General features: G+C 32.3%; 15 protein-coding genes. 6 read left to right on the top strand and 9 right to left on the bottom strand.

All coding sequences use genetic code 11. From position 1 onward, the window contains the following. The first annotated feature begins 4 nt into the window (after positions 1-4). The 6 genes from odhB to KQS_RS01105 all read left to right on the top strand — a co-directional run bounded on the left by odhB (position 5) and on the right by KQS_RS01105 (position 9,051). Positions 5-1,222 (top strand): 2-oxoglutarate dehydrogenase complex dihydrolipoyllysine-residue succinyltransferase, encoded by a 1,218-nt coding sequence (odhB, locus tag KQS_RS01130; protein ID WP_014387368.1) that lies wholly within the window; start codon positions 5-7, stop codon positions 1,220-1,222. 193 nt (positions 1,223-1,415) lie between these two features. Further along, entirely contained in the window at positions 1,416-3,122 is a 1,707-nt protein-coding gene (locus KQS_RS01125; RefSeq protein WP_014387367.1) for a helix-turn-helix domain-containing protein, read from the top strand. Between the two features lie 146 nt (positions 3,123-3,268). After that, entirely contained in the window at positions 3,269-5,992 is a 2,724-nt protein-coding gene (locus KQS_RS01120) for a fibronectin type III domain-containing protein (protein WP_014387366.1), read from the top strand. 75 nt (positions 5,993-6,067) lie between these two features. Then, positions 6,068-6,523: a hypothetical protein gene (locus tag KQS_RS01115; protein WP_014387365.1), complete on the top strand. Its 456-nt coding sequence runs from the start codon at positions 6,068-6,070 to the stop codon at positions 6,521-6,523. A gap of 107 nt (positions 6,524-6,630) precedes the next feature. Then, positions 6,631-7,761: a hypothetical protein gene (locus KQS_RS01110; protein ID WP_014387364.1), complete on the top strand. Its 1,131-nt coding sequence runs from the start codon at positions 6,631-6,633 to the stop codon at positions 7,759-7,761. Between the two features lie 78 nt (positions 7,762-7,839). Further along, positions 7,840-9,051: a TCR/Tet family MFS transporter gene (locus tag KQS_RS01105; protein ID WP_014387363.1), complete on the top strand. Its 1,212-nt coding sequence runs from the start codon at positions 7,840-7,842 to the stop codon at positions 9,049-9,051. Here the strand turns inward: KQS_RS01105 and KQS_RS01100 are convergent. The 9 genes from KQS_RS01100 to KQS_RS01060 form a co-directional block, all read right to left on the bottom strand. After that, the gene (locus KQS_RS01100; RefSeq protein ID WP_014387362.1) at positions 9,048-9,485 is read right to left on the bottom strand and encodes a retropepsin-like aspartic protease; all 438 of its coding nucleotides are present in this window, start codon (positions 9,483-9,485) and stop codon (positions 9,048-9,050) included. The two genes, KQS_RS01105 and KQS_RS01100, sit on opposite strands and share 4 nt — an antisense overlap. 87 nt (positions 9,486-9,572) lie before the next feature. Beyond that, positions 9,573-11,012, bottom strand: coding sequence for an alpha-amylase family glycosyl hydrolase (locus KQS_RS01095; RefSeq protein ID WP_014387361.1), 1,440 nt, complete (start codon positions 11,010-11,012; stop codon positions 9,573-9,575). 11 nt (positions 11,013-11,023) lie between these two features. Continuing rightward, the gene (locus KQS_RS01090; protein ID WP_014387360.1) at positions 11,024-11,962 is read right to left on the bottom strand and encodes an alpha/beta hydrolase; all 939 of its coding nucleotides are present in this window, start codon (positions 11,960-11,962) and stop codon (positions 11,024-11,026) included. Then, a complete protein-coding gene (locus tag KQS_RS01085; protein WP_014387359.1) occupies positions 11,962-13,797 on the bottom strand; it encodes a glycoside hydrolase family 13 protein in 1,836 nt (611 codons plus the stop codon). The genes KQS_RS01090 and KQS_RS01085 overlap by 1 nt, the downstream gene beginning before the upstream one ends. A 96-nt stretch (positions 13,798-13,893) precedes the next feature. Then, a complete protein-coding gene (locus KQS_RS01080; RefSeq protein WP_014387358.1) occupies positions 13,894-16,008 on the bottom strand; it encodes a glycoside hydrolase family 97 protein in 2,115 nt (704 codons plus the stop codon). A 5-nt stretch (positions 16,009-16,013) separates the two neighbouring features. Beyond that, positions 16,014-18,305: a glycoside hydrolase family 65 protein gene (locus KQS_RS01075; RefSeq protein ID WP_014387357.1), complete on the bottom strand. Its 2,292-nt coding sequence runs from the start codon at positions 18,303-18,305 to the stop codon at positions 16,014-16,016. 43 nt (positions 18,306-18,348) lie between these two features. Then, positions 18,349-19,005, bottom strand: a complete 657-nt coding sequence (pgmB, locus tag KQS_RS01070; protein WP_014387356.1) for a beta-phosphoglucomutase — start codon at positions 19,003-19,005, stop codon at positions 18,349-18,351. Between the two features lie 8 nt (positions 19,006-19,013). Beyond that, positions 19,014-20,360, bottom strand: coding sequence for an MFS transporter (locus KQS_RS01065; protein WP_014387355.1), 1,347 nt, complete (start codon positions 20,358-20,360; stop codon positions 19,014-19,016). A gap of 203 nt (positions 20,361-20,563) precedes the next feature. Beyond that, positions 20,564-21,583, bottom strand: coding sequence for a LacI family DNA-binding transcriptional regulator (locus KQS_RS01060; RefSeq protein WP_014387354.1), 1,020 nt, complete (start codon positions 21,581-21,583; stop codon positions 20,564-20,566). Positions 21,584-21,771: the final 188 nt, after the last annotated feature.

The following is a 21,771-nucleotide window of genomic DNA, read 5'->3' as shown; positions in this document are numbered from 1 at the left end:
ACTGATGATTTTAGAAATGAAAGTCCCTTCACCAGGGGAATCAATCAAAGAAGTAGAAATCGCTACATGGTTAGTGAAAGATGGAGATTATGTAGAAAAAGACCAAGCGATTGCAGAGGTTGATTCAGATAAAGCAACACTAGAATTACCTGCTGAGATGAGTGGTATAATCACTTTAAAAGCAGAAGAAGGTGACACGGTAGCAGTAGGCGCTGTAGTTTGTTTAATTGATACTTCAGCTTCAAAACCTGAGGGTGGTGCTAATGCTTCAACTACTGAAGCTCCAAAAGCAGAAGAGAAAAAAGCAGAAGTTCCAAAAGCAGCTCCAGTTCAAGAAACAACGTATGCAACAGGATCTGCATCTCCTGCAGCTAAGAAAATTTTAGCAGAAAAAAATATCCAACCTTCTGATGTTGTTGGTACTGGTAAAGGTGGAAGAATCACAACAGAAGATGCTATGAATGCAAAAGCATCAATGGGTACACCAACTGGAGGTTCTCGTTCTTCTGAAAGATCTAAATTATCAATGTTACGTAGAAAAGTAGCTGAACGTTTAGTTGCTGCTAAAAACGAAACAGCTATGTTAACTACTTTTAACGAAGTAGACATGAGTGCTATTTATGCCCTACGTGACCAATATAAAGATGAATTTAAAGCAAAACACGGGTTAGGTTTAGGTTTCATGTCTTTCTTCACAAAAGCAGTGACTAGAGCATTACAATTATATCCAGATGTAAACTCTATGATTGATGGTCAAGAAAAGATTTCATATGACTTCTGTGATATTTCGGTTGCTGTATCTGGACCAAAAGGTTTGATGGTACCAGTAGTAAGAAATGCAGAATTATTAACGTTCCGCGGAGTAGAAGCTGAAATTAAACGTTTGGCTTTACGTGCACGCGATGGTCAAATTACTGTTGATGAAATGACAGGTGGAACATTTACTATTTCAAATGGTGGTGTATTTGGATCCATGTTATCTACTCCAATTATTAATCCTCCTCAATCAGGAATTTTAGGTATGCACAACGTAGTAGAGCGACCAATTGTTAAAAACGGACAAATTGTTATTGCACCTGTTATGTATGTTGCCTTATCGTATGATCACAGAATCATCGATGGTCGTGAGTCAGTTGGATTCTTAGTAGCAGTAAAAGAAGCATTAGAAAATCCAATCGAAATCTTAATGGAAAACAATCCTAAAAAGGCATTAGAACTTTAGAATTTTTTTGCTGAACTTGATTTAGCATCTTAATAAATTAAATCCCAAACACAATTTGTTTGGGATTTTTTTATTGAATTCCATGATTGAAGCAAAAGTTAAAACTTAAAAAAAAGAAATAAACTATAATAAATTTCTATATTTTTGCGGACCAAGTTAGAACTTCTCTTAAAAAATCACCAAGCTATTTTAAATGCAACGTTTATTTTACTTTTTATTATTTTTTTTCACAGCAGCTGTACTACATTCACAAGTTTTAAATGAAACAGAAATAAAAGAAACTAGAAAAATTCAGGAACTTCTCGTTTATCAACCCAAAACAGCATTAAAAGAAGCTATCAAAGTAAGTAAATCTAAAAATATTCTATTTAGTTTACACGGCAAATTTTACATTGCAAGTTATTATTACAATCAATCTAACTTTAGTCTATCTAAAGAACATCTCCTTTCATTATTACATTTGATTGAACTAAATAAAGAAACTATTTCTCTAAAAGAATATCAGGACTTAATAGGAATGTCTGTTAACAAGCTTTTTTATATTCATAAGAATTTAGGCGAATATGATTTAGCCGTATTGTATTTAGATAAATACAAAAATAAAGTAGCTACTAACCGATTTAATGAGCAATATGGTCTAATTAAAGTGGCCATGGGTGATTGTTTAAATGGTATACCCTTATTAAAAAAAGAATTAAAAACAACGCCACATTTAAAATTGGGTATTGGTGAAAAAAAAGTTATGAATACCAAACTTTTTGCGGACAAACACAACATCATTGGCGAAGCTTATCAAAAATACTTCCTTTTAACTAAAAAGAGTATTTATTTAGATTCTGCCAATTATAATTTTCGAGTAGCTGCAAAAATGATGATTCAAGCTAATTTCTATCCTGAATACACACAAGCCTTACTTTTAATGCGACTAGGTAAAAGCGCCGCATTAGGAGGAAATTATTCGAATGCCCTTCAATTATATAAAAAAGGAGCAAAATACCCAAGCGTACAAGAAAACATTAGAAGCACACAATTAATTGACCTAGGAATGGGCGATTGTTTTTTTCATTTAAATCAAGTAGATTCTGCTATAACGTATTGCAATAAATTCATTAAAAGTTACCAAAAAACCCAAGTTTCAAAAGAGAACTTATTGATGGCATATACTATTTTGACGAAATGTTTTAATAAAAAAAACGACAACAAATCTGCCTATATTTATGCAAATAAGAGTTTAGAACTGATCCAATCCATTGAAAAAATCAAACATAATTCATTAAATTTCTTACACAATTATGATTTAAAAATTATTAAAGAGGAAGCCAATAAAATAATTACAACTAAAAATTATTTTAAAATCTTTTTATTCAGTTTATTGCTTTTACTCTTAGTAGTAGTCTACAGTTTTTATCATTACTATAAACAACAAAAAGAGAAACATAAACGCTTTTTAAAAATTATTCAAAATAGCAAAGAAAGCAAATCGTCTTTACCTACTATTTCTGAAACTAGCAAAACAGAGTATCAAACCAAACAAACTCTTGATAAAGAACTAATTGAAAAATTATCTTCAGGATTGAAAAAATTAGAACAAAAAGAATTGTTTTTGGATCCAAACTTTAAATTGGCTTTTGTTGCCAAAAAATTAAACACAAATACAGCCTATTTATCGCAGTTTTTTAATCAAGTAATGGAAAAAAGCTTTTCAGAATATACACAAGAATTACGCATTCAATATGTACTCCAAAAACTTATTAATGCACCATACTTTAGAAAATATACGCTTCAAGCAATAGCAGAAGAAGTAGGTTACAAGGATGCAAACACGTTTGTGCGTGTTTTTAAAAAGCAAACAGGACTCACGCCAAACTACTATATTGAAAAATTAGAAAACACCAATTAACAACTTGTTTTTCAGACAAATAAATCCTTTTAAAACTTCTGATTATTTATAAATAGTCCAATACATAAATTGGTCTAACTCCACATATCTTTTAGTTTTGATGAAAATTTAATCAAATTAAACTTCAAATCATCAAAATTGAAATAATGAAAAAAAAAATTACTTTTTTCTTCCTTTTAGCATTCGTTTGTATTTTCAATTCTAGCGTTGCTCAATGTGTATCAGCAGCTAATGGCGTATTTCCAAGCAATACCTACACACCAAGCTGTAGTGGAAACTATGAAACCATAACCAGCCAAAGCTGGGCAAGTGAATACAGTAATCTAAATGTAATTGCTAACAAACAATATTCGTTCTCAAGTTCTGTGACAACCGATTTTATTACGATTACAAATGCTACAGGTTCTGTAATCTATGCTAGTGGAACACAACCAGTAGTCTGGGATTCAGGCAGCACAACAGGAGTTATACGTTATTATTTGCACTCTAATGCTAATTGTGGTAATGAACAAGTGAACCGATCTCGCTATATTCGATGTGCAGATGCCTCTAATTGTGTTCCGCCATCAAATCTTACGGTTTCTAATATAACTTCCAATTCATGTAAAATAACTTGGACCGCTGCATCACCCGTACCGTCATCGAATTATGATATTTATATAGTTACAACAAATAGTGCACCTAATGCCAATACAACTCCTACATTATTCAGCACTACCAACCTAACTACTTCAATTTCTGTAGGTGTAGCAGCTGGAACTACGTATTACTATTGGATTCGTTCCAATTGTGGAGCTACAACAGGTACTTGGATTTCAGGTGGAAATTTTACCACGCCACCTGCACTAACATGTAACGGTGCAATTTACGGATTGTATCCTAATGCTACTTTTACTCCAAATTGTACAGGAAGTCCAGAACAAATAGTTGCCGATGCTTATGCTGGAGAATATTCTAATGTAAATGTGATAACCAATAAACAATATACGTTTTCAAGTTCGGTACCAACCGATTTTATAACTGTAACAAATGCTAACGGTACAGCTGTTTTAGCTAGTGGTACAACTCCATTAAATTGGTTGTCTTCAACCTATTCTGGAGTAGTGAGATACCATATAAATTCAAATTCTTCATGTGGAACTCAAAACTCTAACAGAGTAAAATCAATTAAATGTACAACAGTAGCAACATGCAATGTACCAACACAAATCTATTACGATGGATTAACATCTACAACCAATACTATTGCTTGGGCAGCACCAAATCCTGCACCAAGTAATGGGTATGTCTATTGCTATAGCACCGTTAACGATCCTTTTTCTGCAAATGCCATCACAGGAACGACCACAAATACATTTGCCAACTTGACCAATCTAACACCAAATACTACGTATTATTTCTGGATAAAATCTAATTGTGGAACTACACAATCAAACTGGTCAGTTGGAAGTTCATTTACAACCAATGCAGCGGATGGATGCAATGCACCAACACAAATATATTACGATGGTTTAACGTCAACAACAAATACGATTGCATGGATAGAAGGCGTACCTGCTCCAAGTAATGGATATATTTATTGTTATAGTACAACAAATGACCCATTTGCACCAGGAGCAATTACTGGAACGACCACAAACACATTTGCCAATTTGAGCAATCTAACACCAAATACTACGTATTATTTCTGGATAAAATCTAATTGTGGAACTACACAATCAAACTGGTCAGTTGGAAGTTCATTTACAACCAATGCAGCGGATGGATGCAATGCACCAACACAAATATATTACGATGGTTTAACGTCAACAACAAATACGATTGCATGGATAGAAGGCGTACCTGCTCCAAGTAATGGATATATTTATTGTTATAGTACAACAAATGACCCATTTGCACCAGGAGCAATTACTGGAACGACCACAAACACATTTGCCAATTTAAGCAATCTAACACCAAATACTACGTATTATTTCTGGATAAAATCTAATTGTACTACACAATCAAACTGGTCAGTTGGAAGTTCATTTACAACCAATGCAGCGGCTGGTTGTAATGCACCAACACAAATCTATTACGATGGCTTAACATCTACAACCAATACTATTGCTTGGGTAGCACCGAATCCTGCACCAAGTAATGGCTATATCTATTGCTACAGCACCGTTAACGATCCTTTTTCTGCAAATGCAATTACAGGAACCACAACAAATACATTTGCTGAGTTAACTAATTTAGTACCCAATACAACCTATTATTTCTGGGTGAAATCCAATTGTGGAACGACTCAAACCAATTGGAGTACGGGCAATTCATTTACAACCAACTCATCATCAACTTGTAATTTTCCAACTCAGCTATACACAGATCCTGAGTCAGCAACAACAGTAAATATTGCTTGGGTAGCACCAAATCCTGCACCAAGTAATGGCTATATCTATTGCTACAGTACTGTTAATGATCCTTTTTCTGCAAATGCAATTACAGGAACTACTACCGATACCTTTGCTGTTTTAAATAACTTAACTCCAAATACAACCTATTATTTCTGGGTGAAATCCAATTGTGGAACAACACAAACCAATTGGAGTACGGGTAGTTCATTTACGACACAATCACTTGATATTGTAAACTTTATAACTAATAAGATTAAAATATACCCCAACCCAGTTAAAACAAATTTCATTATTTCAGTTAACAAAAACATATCAAGTGTAAGTGTGTACAATCTAATTGGACAAGAATTAATTACTGAAAAAATTAATAGCTCGGAAGCATCAATTAATGTAACACATTTATTACCTGGAACTTATTTAGTAAAGATAAAAACAGAAAATGAAATTAATACTGTAAAAATCATTAAACAATAAAACTAACAAGTTATGAATGTACAAATTCATACCATCAATTTTAATTTATAAACCAATTATTAAACAAACCAAATTATGAGAGTAGTTACATTAGTCTTTATGGTCATTGCCTTTCTTGTTGGAGGCATTTGCACTGGAATTTTATTTAAAAACATTGACAACAGAATGGGAACAGAAGGCGATGCTTCAAAAACTGAAGAATTGTATCGCTTAGTTGAAACTGCAAAAAAAGATATTGAACAATTAAAAAAAGAAGGAATCGATGTAACAAAAATTGAAGACCCTCAAATTCAAGAAAAACTAGAATTGATTGAGAGTGTTCCGCCAAAATGGCAAGCTATTTACCCAGGTAAATTAGGAATGTTAGTGGCTGCCCTTTCCTTTGTAATGGTTGTCGTAGCTTTTATGAAAAAAGAAGTTGTAACTAAACTAAGTATTCTAGTTGCAATATTATCCATACTACTTTGGGTTATAACACCAAACATTGAAGAAACCGTATTTTCAGGAGCAATCCTAAAATCTTGGCTTTAATCGGTTGTATTGCATTAGTTGTATCTTCTACTTGTGCCTTTTTTAGCTACAAATTACACGTTAAAAAAATTCAAGCAATAGCTTAAATAAATAAAATCAAAACAATTATGAAAATCAAAAATTTATTTACTATAATATCCCTGCTAACATTTTTAAATACACAAGCCCAACTATCGGCTTACATTAACGGCAAGGAAGTAAAACCTGGCGCAACTGTTTCAAAAACAGATCTTGAATCACTTCAAGTAAGTTTCAAAAAACCAAAAGCTGTAACCGTATACTCAGGTTATACGAATCTATATGTAGAGTTTTCGGACAATTCAAACACTTACATAAATAGTTGGAGTTTTCAAAAAGAGGGTTATACAGCTATGTCCGATTTTATGAAGAATACTCCAGCAACAAAAAAATTTAGTGTTTTTGAAGGCAACGATTTTTTTACCAGAGGAAATAAACTTGAGTGGATTTTAAATGGAGCAAATGGAGTAGAAAAACAAAAAACGATAAAAGTAGAAATTGGATTTTGGGTTAGAGAAGAAACCGGGTATAAAGAGTATGGTCCAAAAGTGCAATTGTTAGAACCCATTTTCTTTTACGTACCAATTTGGGATACAAAAAACCTGTACCTTCCTTACCTTGATGTCACAATTGATAAAACTAACATAAAAGAAGATATCAATACGAGTCAGACAGGAAGTACAGACAGGAGCGATACTGAAGTAGGCTACCAAATACACAAAAATCAAGAGACTTATAAAATGTATGCCTTCCAAAAATCTGAACACCCAGGCTTAACCGTTGATGAATTAGCAAAAGATTTCATTCATAGAGTGACCTATCATTCAAATAATGATAAAGTAAAAAAGATTCATGAATATGATTTAAAAAAATACAATTTACCTTGGTATAATATCTGTGTACTTTTCAGAGATGAAGAAATACAAGAAGTGGATTATTTTATAAATAAAGAGGTGAAATCAAAAGATTTAATGAGTTTGTATGAGAAAGTAGAATTCGGAAACATGAAGGGATACACCTTTAAATCTGGGGTTTACAATAAAGGAAGACAAGATGAGAAAATTTATAAAGATGTAGGACAATTCAGAATCTATATTCTAAATCATCCAACAAACCCAGACATTGTATTAATGATATGTAACGAAATTGGAAGAGGTACAGAATCTGCAGAAGCCATTGACACTTACATGCAAACATTCATAAAGAGTATAAAAAAATAGTTTAAAACTATTTAAAATCCCAAATTCATTGAGTTTGGGATTTTTTTATTTCCTTTGTAAAGAAAGAAAATTGCTTACATGAAAAAAGAAAAGAAAAACGCAGCCATCGGATTTATTTTTATCACGATGCTGATTGATATTACAGGTTGGGGAATCATTATCCCGGTAATTCCTAAATTAATTCAAGAACTAATCCATGGCGATGTAAGTGAAGCAGCAAAAATCGGTGGTTGGCTGACTTTTGCCTATGCCATGACCCAATTTGTTTTTGCACCTATTATTGGAAATTTAAGTGATAAATATGGACGAAGACCTATCATATTACTTTCTTTATTCGCTTTTTCATTAGACTATATTTTATTAGCCTTTGCTCCTACCATTACTTGGTTGTTTATAGGAAGAATTATTGCAGGAGTTTCAGGAGCAAGTATTACCACTGCATCTGCTTATATTGCGGATGTGAGTTCCCCTGAAAATCGAGCTAAAAACTTCGGGATGATTGGGGCTGCATTTGGACTTGGATTTATTATTGGACCAGTGCTTGGTGGCTTATTAGGTCAATATGGTGCAAGAGTTCCTTTTTATGCTGCAGCTGTATTGTGCTTAATCAATTTCTTGTATGGTTATTTCATTCTACCTGAATCACTTTCAAAAGAAAACAGAAGAGCTTTTGAATGGAAAAGAGCCAATCCTATTGGCGCCTTTTTACATTTAAGAAAATATCCAAAATTAATCGGATTAGTACTTTCTATCTTCTTATTATACACAGCTTCACATGCCGTACATAGCAATTGGAGTTATTTTACCATGTATCAATTCAAATGGGATGAAAAAATGGTAGGTATATCATTGGGCGTAATTGGTTTATTAGTAGGCATCGTTCAAGGCGGGTTAATTCGAATTATAAATCCGAAATTAGGGAACGAAAAGAGTGTATATGTAGGAATGGGTTTGTATACTTTTGGAATGTTTTTATTTGCTTTAGCAACCGAAAGTTGGATGATGTTTGCCTTTTTAGTACCGTATTGTTTAGGAGGAATTGCCGGACCAGCGATGCAAGCTGTAATTTCGAGTCAAGTTCCTGCTAACGAACAAGGTGAAATACAAGGTACTTTATCCAGTTTAATGAGCGCTTCGGCCATTGTAGGACCACCAATGATGTCCATGGTATTTTATTATTTTACACATAAAGACGCACCCTTTTTATTTGCAGGCGCGCCTTTTGTATTAGGTGGACTATTGATGTTAATAAGCACTATAATTGCTTATTTTTCATTCAAAAAAAATTAAATCAGGTACAAATAATGATTGGTATAATCAATTATAGCTTTTCCTTTTAATAGAATATCAGCACCAATTATACCATCAATTGAGTTAACACCATAAGTTGACAGTACTTGATTAACATGAGATAAATCAAAAATTACTAAATTAAAATCAGTAGTTTTCCAAGTAGATAGTTGCACTTTATTCCCTTTTGCAACTTTCGTGTACATATCTGCTGAGCTCGCACTTGCAGCTTTAGTGGTTGATTTCTCTGGTTTCAAATCAAATTTCTCGATGCTTTCAAAACCCAAACACGTATTAGAAGCCCCTGTATCTAAAATAAATAATCCTGAAACCCCATTAATTTTAGCTTTTACAACTAAATGTTGGGTTTTCAGGATTTTAAATTTAATTTTTTTATATTTTTTACTTTCAAGAAAGTCTTTTAAATCTGTCATAATACTAATAAAAGACTAAAATACACATTTTAAAAATTGAAAAAGCCAATAATTATAAAAACTAAAGGCTTTTTCTCCACTCTAAAATTATTTTTTTTCTAAAATCAAATACTGCCATGCTTTTAGTTCAATGGGCGAATCTTTTTGGAAATTTAATTTATTACCAGTCATATACTCTATGAAACTACCTACGATATCTAATTTTGTTTCAACTGCCTTGTTGGATAAATTCGCAATATATATAACTTTTTTTCCGTTCTTTTCTCTTTCGAAAGCAAAAATTTGATCGTCATGAGAAGAAGCAATTTTTTTGAAACTTGCAGGTTTTTTTCCACCATTTAAGGCTAGATTTGAATTTTTGAGCGCACCCAATTTAGCACGAAGTTTCCAATGTTTTCCTTTAACTTTTGGAATTACATCTTTTTCAAAAAATTTCAAACTATAATCCAATCCATATTCGTCGCCACTATACACTAATGGCATTCCGGGCAATACATAAGTCAAGGCAGTCATCGCTTCTTCAGCAGCACCCAATCTACTTTTCATGGTTCCATTCCACGAATTTTCATCATGATTATCCACAAAGTTCATCAAGATATCATTAGATTCGTATTGGCTGCTCATTTTATTCAAATAAGCATTAAGATCTTTTACAGATTCTTTTCCTTGAGCAATTTTATTTAATGTATGATGACCATCCCAAGCATAGACCATATCAAATAATTTATCTTTAACTAGTGTGGGTTCCCAAGCTTCAGCCAACATAAAAATGTTTTTTTCTTTACGTAATTGAGGAATAGTTTGTTGCCAAAAATCTAACGGCACATTACTCGCCACATCACATCTAAACCCATCAATATTTTCATTTTTAATCCAATGTAACATGTCTGAAGTCATTTCCTTACGAAGTTCTTTATTATCGTAATTTAAATCGGCAACATCAGTCCAACCCCAAGATTTTCCTGTTTCTGGGTTGATTGGATCGATGATTTCACCTTTAGCATTTTTAGTATAAAATTCTGGATGTTCTTTTATCCAAACGTGGTTCCAACCTGTATGATTAGGAACCCAATCCAAGATTACATACATCCCATTTTCATGAGCGGTTTTAACTAAATTTCTAAAATCTTCAATTGTTCCAAACTCCGGATTTACTTTTTTGAAATCAGAAACTGCGTAGTAACTTCCTAAATACTTATGTTGTTCTTCTTTTGGCATTTCTGAAGCGAATTTGCTATTATCGCCACCAGTCGCTTTTCTTTTCGTATGCGAAATAGGAAAAATAGGCATTACCCAAATGATTTTTACACCTAATTCTTTTAATTGTGGAATATCTTTGGTAAAAGCATTAAAAGTTCCTTCCGGTGAATATTGACGAATATTGGCTTCATAAATTACCGCATTTTCTTCCACTTCGGGAGAAAATTTTTCGATTTCAGCTTTTGAATTTTCTGTTCTTTTTTCTATTTCGTTTTTACAACTCAATAAAGTTAAAACAGCTAATACAGTAACAATTGTCTTTTTCATTTTTTATAGTTTTATTTTCCAAACATAAATTCTAATGGAATATGGATTCTTTTTTGCCAAGAGGCTTCCGAGTGATTTTCGCCCTCAAACTTTAAATTTTGAGCATCTACATTCGTATAACCTTTTGCTTTTAAAATTTCATCAACACGATATTCATATTTTAAGTAGAAAGCATCCAACGTTTCTGTTCCGTAATCGAAATATATTTTGTGGTTTTTAGCTTCGGGTAATTTCTTTTCCATATAAGTGAAAAAAGATTCTGGAATAGGGTTGTTCTCAAATTCTCTGAATCCAATCCAATGCGTTGACAAACAAGCCGCTTTTCCGAATACATTTGGATATTCACATAAGGCATACATCGAAATCAATCCGCCCATACTCGAACCCATAATAGCTGTGTGATTTGCAGTAGTAAAAACCGAATACTTTTTATCTATGTATGGCTTCAATTCCTCCACAATAAATTTTAAATAGTTATCCGAATTTATTTTGCTGTCATCAAATGGGAATTGGGATTTTTTGGCTTCCATTTGAATTCTATCTTTTAACTCATTAGAAAGTGATTCATAAGGCTTTTTGGGATACAAATCCATGTGACGTAAATTTGGAATGTTCCAAATAGCTACGACAATAAAATTATTTACTTTATTTTCTTGCATTAATTGACTGGCAACTTCATCTATTCTCCATTCTTGTTTGTTCCATGTAGTTGTAGCATCAAACAACATTTGTCCATCGTGCATGTACAAAACATTGTATTTTTTTGTTTTAGCATAGTTTTTTGGCAACCAAACATCAACCGTTCTTGGCACAATATATTTTGATGGAAAGCTATCTATTCTTTCAATATTCCCTTCAAATTTTTCGGCATTTTCAAGTGCATATGATGTAATCTTACTTTGAGAAAAAGCAAAACAAGAGCACAATAGAAAGAGTAATATCTGTTTCATTATTTTAATTCTAAAATCATAGATGATTTCCCTTCAATAGACAATTCAGTTTTTAAATCGATAGTTTTTCCTGAAAGAATATCATTTCCAGAAGTAAATGATTTGATATTTTCTTGAAAACGAGAAAGATTCAATTTCTGAGTATCAGATGAATTATTAATAACCACCATAACTGTTTCTTTGTCATTGTGACGGAAATATACATACACATTATTTTCTGGAATATAATGTGTTAATTTTCCGGCATGGATAACTTCTTTGTTTTTTCTCCAATTTAAAAGTTGTTTCGTAAAATTGAAGAATTGATTTTGTTCGGCTGTTCTTCCTTTGGCAGAAAAAGCATTGTTTGTATCGCCTTTCCAACCACCAGGGAAATCTTGACGAATATCGGCATCGCCTTTTCCTTTGTCACCTGCCATACCAATTTCTGAACCGTAATACAATTGTGGAATCCCACGCATAGTAGCTAAAAGTGTCATTCCTAATTGGTATTTCTTAAAATCTTTTTTATAAATTTCATTGAAACGACCAGTATCATGATTTTCTAAGAAAATCAATAAATTATTTGGATTCGCATATAAAAAATCATTCACAAAATTTTCATAGAATTTAATCATTCCATTGCCCCAATCGGCTTTATCTTCATAAAATACATTTCCAAAAACATCGTGCAATGTAAAATCCATTACACTAGGTAAATACGAATTATAACTTTGAATTTTAGCAATTGGACTGTCTTTTTGCCAATAGGAAATTTGGGCTTGATCGTGCATCCAAACTTCTCCTACAATATTGAAATACGGATATTCATCTGTTATCGCTTTTGTCCATTTTGCAATTCCTTCTTTGTCATTGTATGAATAAGTATCTACTCGAAAACCATCTAAATCAGCATATTCTATCCACCAAATCGCATTTTGAATTAAATAATTCAATACCAAAGGATTTGATTGATTTAAATCGGGCATGCTTGGCACAAACCAACCGTCCATACATAATTTAGCATCTATTTTTGAACCATTTGTATCGTATTGTGTGGTCATGCGATAGTTACTTTGTTTGTAACCTGGAAATTGATGAAACCAATCGTAGGTTGGCATGTCTTTAAACATCCAATGTTCAGCACCCCAATGATTCGTAACATAATCTTTGATTAATTTCATGCCGCGTTTGTGCATTTCATCGGCTAGCTTTTTATATTCTTCATTGGTTCCATAACGTGGATCAATTCTGTAAACATCTGATTGTCCGTAAGTATGATACGAATAGCCTTTGTCATTATCTTCACACATGGGTGTGCTCCAAATTGCGGTTGCTCCTAATTCTTTGATATAATCCAAATTATTAATGATGCCTTGAATGTCGCCACCATGTCGTCCGCCTGGCAAACTTCTATTCGCTTTTTCTTGTAGTTCTAGTGACGAATCATTATTTGGATTTCCATTTGCAAATCGATCCGGCATCAATAAATACATCACATCAGAAGCATCAAAACTTTTACGAAGCGCCGAATTAGGTCTTCTTTTTTTGATTTCGAAATTTCTTTTGAATGCTTTTTTACCATTGCTAAACGTAAATTGCAATTCTTGCGCTTTTACATTTTTAGTATCAATTGTAACAAAAAGATAGTTCGGATTTTCGGTTTTAGTTACATTCGTAATTACTACATTATTGGAAACTTGTACCGAATTTTGAGCGATATTCTTTCCGTAAAACAAAACTTGCACCTCGCTTTTATTCATGCCTTCGTACCAAAACGGTGGTTCCATTCGGTCAATTTGAGCGACAACACTTGTTGAAAATGTAATAATTAGTAAAAGAATTAATTTTTTCATAGCTTACTTTTTGTCATCCTGAACTCCTTTCAGGATCTAATTTAATTTAATGAGAAGCTGAAACAAGTTCAGTTTGACAAATCTCTGTATTCTCTTTTATTTAACCTCAACAATACTAATAGCGTAACCACCGCCTGATGCCGTTCTCAATTGCAATTTAGTCTTATTAGTTACTTTTTGTTTTGAAATTTTGTATGCTTGTGGATTGGTTTTATAATCAGCATTATCTGCATCTGCATAGATTGTAGCTTCATATTTTTTTCCTTTTTCTAAGAAATCTAATGTAATAGTCGATATTCTTGCATTATAACCGTTTGAATTACCTACATACCAATCATTTGAATTTTTATCTTTTCGAGCAATCGTGATATAATATCCAGGCTCAGCTTCTAAATATTTAGTTGTTGCCCATTCAACAGGAACATCTTTTATAAATTGGAACGCATCTAAGAATCGATTGTAGTTTTCTGGTAAATCGGCAGCCATCTGAAGTGGTGAATACATTACCACATATAATCCCAATTGATTCGCTAATGTTGTATTGACATGTGAATTGTTGTTTGGATTCAATTTTGCGATATCCATTTCGAAAATTCCTGGAGTGTAATCCATTGGACCACCTATCTGTCTTGTAAAAGGTAAAATAGTAGTATGATTGGCTTTTGACCCTCCAAATGCCTGAAATTCTGTTCCTCTTGCAGCTTCATTTCCAATCATATTTGGATACGTTCTACAAATACCTGTAGGTCTTACAGCTTCATGCGCATTGATCATAATTTTGTAATCGGCTGCCTTTTCTACTACATATTGGTAATGATTTAATATAGATTGACTATAATGGTGCTCACCTAAAGGCAAAATATTACCTACATAACCTGTTTTTGCAGCATCATATCCGTTATCTTTCATGAATTGGAATGCTTTATCTAAATGACGCTCATAATTTCTTGTAGAACCAGATGTTTCATGATGCATAATCATTTTTATGCCTTTTGATTTTGCATATTCGTGTATACCTTTAACATCAAAATCAGGATAAGGAGTAACGAAATCGAATACATAATCTTTTTCGTGACCGAACCAATCTTCCCAACCTTCGTTCCAACCTTCTACTAAAACTGCATCAAATCCGTGAAGAGCTGCAAAATCAATATATTCTTTTACATGTTTTGTATTAGCTGCGTGTTTTCCATTGGGTTTTACTTTGGTAAAATCCGTTACTCCTAGATGTACAGATGGCACATCGTCAGTATACGCCCAAGAACTTTTACCTGTAATCATTTCCCACCAAACACCAACGTATTTAACTGGTTTAATCCATGAAGTATTTGCAATTTTACAAGGTTCATTAAGATTTAAAGTTATTCTTGAAGCCAATACATCACGTGCATCTGCACTTGCAATAATGGTTCTCCAAGGTGACACACATGGTGTTTGTAGATATCCTTTATTTCCTTTTGCATCTGGAGTTAAGTGCGATTGAAATACTAATTTTTTATCATCTAAATTCAAATGCATACACGAATAATTTATTAATGCTGCTTCGTGAATGTTTAAATAAATACCATCTACTGTTTTTAGCATCAAAGCTGTTTGTACACCGGTATCTGAAAATTGTTTTTGAGATGCATTAGAACTTACGGCCGATTTAAATAACCCTCTAATTTCTGTTAATTTACTTTCTGTATAATCATATTCCTGAGTATCATAATCTCCAGGAATCCAAAAAGCCGTATGATTACCCGTCATAGCAAATTCTGTACGCTCCTCTTTTACCACAAAATAGGTAAAGTTTTTTTGCTCTGGAAATTCATATCTAAAACCTAAACCGTCATTAAACAATCGGAAACGAATTATAATTTCACGGTTCGATTCATTTTGCTTTAATGTAACTGCTAATTCATTGTATTTATTTTGTATAGCCAATTCTTCTCCCCATACTGGTTTCCAAGTTTCATCAAAATTAGAAGTTGATTGTTGCACTACTTTAAAATCATTTAACAAGGATTTAGATTCGTTTTGCAACTCTAAACCTAACTTACTTTTTTTAATAATTTCTTTATTTTTTAGAAATAATTGATACGTGGGAGTACCATCATTTTCCAAAGTAAAAACCACTTTAAAAGATCCGTTTGGAGATTGTAATTCTTGTGCTTTTAATCCAAAAAGTGAACAAATAGCGAGTACTACTGAAGCAAAATATTTAAACATTTTTATTAATTTTTTATAAGTTGTGATGTGCCATTAACTAATATATCTATTGAATGATCACCCTCTACACTAACTTGTGTACCTTGATGATTTACCTCAACTTTTACAATAGCATTTCTATAATTTACTTTAAAAGAATAGGCATCCCATTCTTTCGGAATCCTTGGTTCAAACGTTAATTTACCTTCTTTAACACGCATGCCACCAAATCCTTCTACTATACTCATCCATGTTCCAGCCATAGAAGTAATGTGAAGACCTTCATGTACTTCTTTATTATAATCATCTAAATCTAACCGAGATGTACGTAAATAAAACGTGTATGCTTGTTCCATTCTACCTAACACCGCTGCTTGAATAGAATGCACACAGGGCGATAAAGAACTTTCGTGAACTGTAAATGGTTCATAAAAATCAAAATGTTTTTCTAATTCTTCTTTTGTAAAATGATCTTCAAAAAAGTAGAACCCTTGTAAAGTGTCTGCTTGTTTGATATATGGAGAACGTAAAATTCGATCCCAAGACCATTTTTGATTAATTGGTCGTTGTGTTTGATCTAATTCTTCAACTGTTATTAATTCTTTATCTAAGAAACCATCTTGTTGTAAAAACACCCCATGTTCTTCTGAATAAGGAAAATACATATTATCGGCTACAGTCTTCCAAGCACTCATTTCGGCTTGTGACAATTTCACTTTATTCATAATTCTGGTGTAATCTGATTGGTATTCATTAGAAACTTTTTGAATTTGTTCTAACGCATAATCAATACACCATTTTGCAATGTAATTGGTATACCAGTTATTATTTATGTTATTCTCATATTCATTTGGACCAGTTACCCCTAAAATTACGTATTTATTTCTAAAGGTAGAAAAAGTAGCTCTTTGATGCCAAAAACGAGCGATACCTATCAAAACTTCTAATCCTTTTTCGGGAATATAACTATAATCACCTGTAAATCGGAAATAATTGAAAATTGCAAATGCAATGGCACCATTACGATGAATTTCTTCAAAAGTAATTTCCCATTCATTATGGCATTCTTCTCCATTCATGGTTACCATTGGATACAAAGCAGCTCCATTTTTGAAACCTAATTTTTCAGCATTTTCAATAGCTTTATCCAATTGATTGTAACGGTATGCTAATAAGTTTCTGGCAACACTTTGATTTTTTGTAGCCATATAAAAAGGAATACAATAGGCTTCTGTATCCCAATAGGTTGAACCACCATATTTTTCACCTGTAAATCCTTTTGGCCCAATATTTAAACGTGAATCTTTACCTAAATATGTTTGATTTAATTGGAAAATATTAAAACGAATTCCTTGTTGGGCTTTTACATCACCCTCTATTGTAATATCGCTCATTTCCCAAATTTTTGCCCAAGCCTGTTTTTGGTTTTCTAACAATGTATCAAATCCTAATTCATGTGCTTTTTGAATAACATTTTTAGAAGCAAGAATTAATTCCTCTACAGGATAATTCATAGAAGAAACATAGCCTCCAAATTTTTGAAGACCAACTGTTTGTCCTTTTGCAGCTGCAATTTCATAAGAGAAAGAAATTGCATTAGCCGTTTTATTTATTTCAACAGGTTTAACATCAGAAAATTCATTGTTGATGTAAACACTATTATGCATATATGTTGAAACTGTAAAATGTGTTTTTAGAGTTCTAGCAACAACAAACCCTTGATTATCAGATTCATGTATGCTTTGCGTTTCCCAAAAACGTTCTTCCCAGTTTGTATCTTCATTTTCAATTCCTGCATCAACAAATGGTTTGAATACCACTTTTGCATCACTATTAATTGGTGTAACAGAATAACGAATTGCACCCAATTCATCTAAATCTAATGATAAAAAACGTAATGCATTAACTGTTACTTCAATACCATTTTGTAAAGTAGCATTAAAAGAACGGCTTAACCATCCTTCTTTCATATTTAATTCACGACGAAAATTTTCAACTTTTTTACAAGTTGCTAAATCTAATTTTTCGCCATTGATTTCTACATTGATTCCAATCCAATTTGGAGCATTCAATACTTTTGCAAAATATTCAGGATAACCGTTTTTCCACCAACCTACTTTAGTTTTGTCTGGATAATAAACACCTGCAATATAACTTCCTTGGAATGTACTCCCTGAATAGTGTTCTTCAAAATTGGCACGTTGACCCATTGCCCCGTTACCGATACTAAATAAACTTTCTGACGATTTAACCCTTGTTGCATCAAATCCTTCTTCAATTATCGACCAGTTATTTGGTATAATATAATCTTGATTCATTTTTTCTAATTTGTCAATTCTCAATTTGCCGTAAAGACAATTACTAATTGTTGATTAAGTCTAATAAAAATTCATTAGACATTTTTGTAAAATCCTTGAAACAGAAATCTGCTTCATTTAAAACAGTTGCATCTCCTATACCAATGCTTATCATATTTGCTAAATTTGCCGCTTGAATTCCAGCTAATGAATCTTCGAACACGATACAGGCTTCATTTGGCAATTCTGCATTTTTTGCACCTTGAAGAAAAACTTCAGGATCTGGTTTTGCATTGGTTACATCATTCCCATCAACTATAGCATCGAAATAGTTAATAATTTTTGCTTTTTCAAGAATCGGTTTTGCATTTTTACTTGCTGAACCCAACACTATTTTTTGACCATAATCTTTCAAAAAATCGAGTACACGTACTACGTCTGGAAGAATTTCATTTTCATCCATTTTTTCTATGTAAGCTAAATAATCAACATTTTTTTGATGCAACCATCTGTTTTTGTCTTCCTCTGAAGCCGAAACATTACCTAAACCAAGAATGATTTCAAGAGAACGTACACGACTTACACCTTTTAACAATTCGTTATCTTCATGTGTAAAAGTAATCCCTAAAGAATCAGCTAATTTTTTCCATGCTAAATAATGGTATTTTGCTGTGTCAACAATTACACCATCTAAATCGAATATAAATGCTTTCTTTTTCATTTCTTTGATTACTTATCTTTTGAATCTTTAACTTTAAGCACTAAAAATGCTGCAATAAAGAAACTTATACCACTCATTACTATTGCAAGAATAGCTTGATCTTGGTAAACATATTTAACTAATAAACCTCCAATTAAAGCATTAATAATTTGAGGGATTACGATAAAAAAGTTAAAAATACCCATGTAAACACCCATTTTCTTTGGTTGGATGGAACCAGCTAAAATTGCATAAGGCATAGCTAAAATACTTGCCCAAGCAAATCCTACTAAAACCATCGAAAAAATTAGCGCTTCTTTGTTTGGCATAAAATACATGGATACTAATCCAATTCCTCCAAGTACTAAAGAAATGGCATGTGTTTTTCTTCTACCATAAATTTTAGCTATATAAGGCAATCCAAAGGCAACAATTGCTGAGACTGCATTATAAACACCAAAAATAATTCCAACCCAATCACCGGCTGATTGAAATTCAGGGCTCTTGGTATCATTTACAGAAAGTCCATAAATATGTTGTGCGATAGCTGGAGTAGTAAACACCCACATTCCAAATAAGCCAAACCATGAGAAAAACTGCACCCAACTTAATTGACGCATTGTTTCAGGCATTTTAGCAAAATCTGAAAAAACATCTGAAAGCTTAGCTTCTTTAGTTTCTCCAATGGCTTCTTTATGCTCTTGTTCGTCTCTAAATTGTTCTAATTCTTCAGGAGTGTATTCTTTAGTTGTAAAAATGGTAATTAAAATTGAAGCAACTAAAATTAGAGCCCCAATACTAAACGAATAAATTAAGTTTAAAGGAACAGCTGAAGTAGTCGAAGATTGATTACTAATACCAAACCAATTGGTCAGTACGTAAGGCAACCAAGAACCTACAACAGCACCAATACCAATTAATGCCGTTTGAACACTAAAACCTAAAGTATGCTGATCTGTTCTTAAGTTATCACCAACTAAAGCTCGGAAGGGTTCCATGGCAATATTAAATGAAGCATCCATAATCATTAACATTCCGGCACCTACCCATAGAGCAGGCATAAACGCAATAAAAATTTCGGCTTGTGGCATTAATATTAAACCTACAGAAGCCAATAAAGCCCCTGAAAGAAAATAAGGTTTTCTTCTACCAAATTTTGACCAAGTATTATCACTGTAATGTCCAATTATGGGTTGAACAATAAGCCCCATTAATGGTGCAATTATCCAAAACCACGATAACTCATGAACATCAGCACCAAAAATTTGGAGAATTCTGCTGGCATTTGCATTTTGCAGAGCAAAACCCATTTGGATCCCTAAGAAACCGAAACTCATGTTCCAAATTTCCCAGAAACTTAATTTACGCTTTTCCATTTATCGTAATTAAATATTAATACTACGATAAGCGTTTAATGTGCTTATCAAAACTTTTTTTTGAAGTGAAAGATATAAGCTTTGATAATTACAAATATATAGTAAAATTAAAATACAAAATTATTTTTTTATAATTTTTGTTTGTTAAAAACACAAAATCATAAAAAATAAATAATTGATTTTCAACTATTTATGTATTACTATTACGTTGTCGTAGATTCTCTAAAAACTAAGTTTGTTTCAATAATTTCTGTTGTGTATAACTCGTCTTCTTCTTCTTTTTCTAATCGATCAATTAACATTTTTGCCGCTTTTCTACCCATTTTAATTCCGTTTTGACTTACAGTTGTTATTGTTGGAGTTGAAAACTGTGATATAATACCATCAGTAAATCCAATTACAGAAATATCTTCAGGCACTCTTTTTCCAAGTTTTAAAGCAATTTTAATTGCAGTAACCGCAAATAATTCGTTTACTGCAAAAATGGCATCGATTTCATTATTTTCAATCAAATCTTGAATTGGGTCTTGACAATGTTCAATATCTTCTATCTTTACAATCAAATTTTCATCTACATTTAATTGGTGATCTTTGAAGGATTTGTAATAGCCTTCCGTTCTTAATTTACCAACACTAACATAGTCCACAGTTGTAATTAATGCAATTTTTTTGTACTTCTTCTCAATGAAAAAATTCACTGCATCATAAGCTGCTAATTGATCATCAATTATTACTTTATCACAAAATACATCATTTGTTACTCTATCAAATAATACTACTGGCATGCCTTGATTGATAGCTTCCTCGATATGATGAAAATCTCTTTTTTGTTGTGTTTCTTTTGAGAGCGACATAATAAATCCGTCTGTACTGCCACTGGCTAACATTTCTAAGTTAATCACTTCTTTATCAAACGATTCGTCTGATAAACATACAATTACATTATAACCTTCTTCATTAGCTACTTGTTCAATTCCACTAATTACTGTTGCAAAAAAATGATGTACAATTTCAGGAATTATAATCCCTATAGTTTTCGTTTTTTTATTTTTTAAACTTAAAGCTATATTGTTTGGTTTATAGTTGTATAACTTAGCAAAAGCTTGTACTTTTTGTCTTGTTTCTTCACTAATTTCGTGACTATCTCGCAATGATTTAGAAACCGTAGAGATTGAAATATCTAATTCTTTTGCAATTTGTTTTAAAGTAACTTTTCTTCTCATCTATTCTAGCTGAATTTTAAGGAATGACAATTTATTGAAATTTAAATTATTTTCTATACAAAAAATACACATTTTTTCAATTAAAAGTATAAAGTTTTCAACACGAAAACGTTTTCGATAGTGTTTTTCAGCTAGTTAAGTTTTTTTTATGAAATATTTACATAAATTTAACATTCGGAGTGAAAATA

Origin of the sequence: Flavobacterium indicum GPTSA100-9 = DSM 17447, from assembly GCF_000455605.1 — a bacterium.
Taxonomy (GTDB): Bacteria; Bacteroidota; Bacteroidia; order Flavobacteriales; family Flavobacteriaceae; genus Flavobacterium; species Flavobacterium indicum.
The sequence above is the reverse complement of the archived record's forward strand: the minus strand, read 5'-3'. Positions and strand labels throughout refer to the sequence as shown.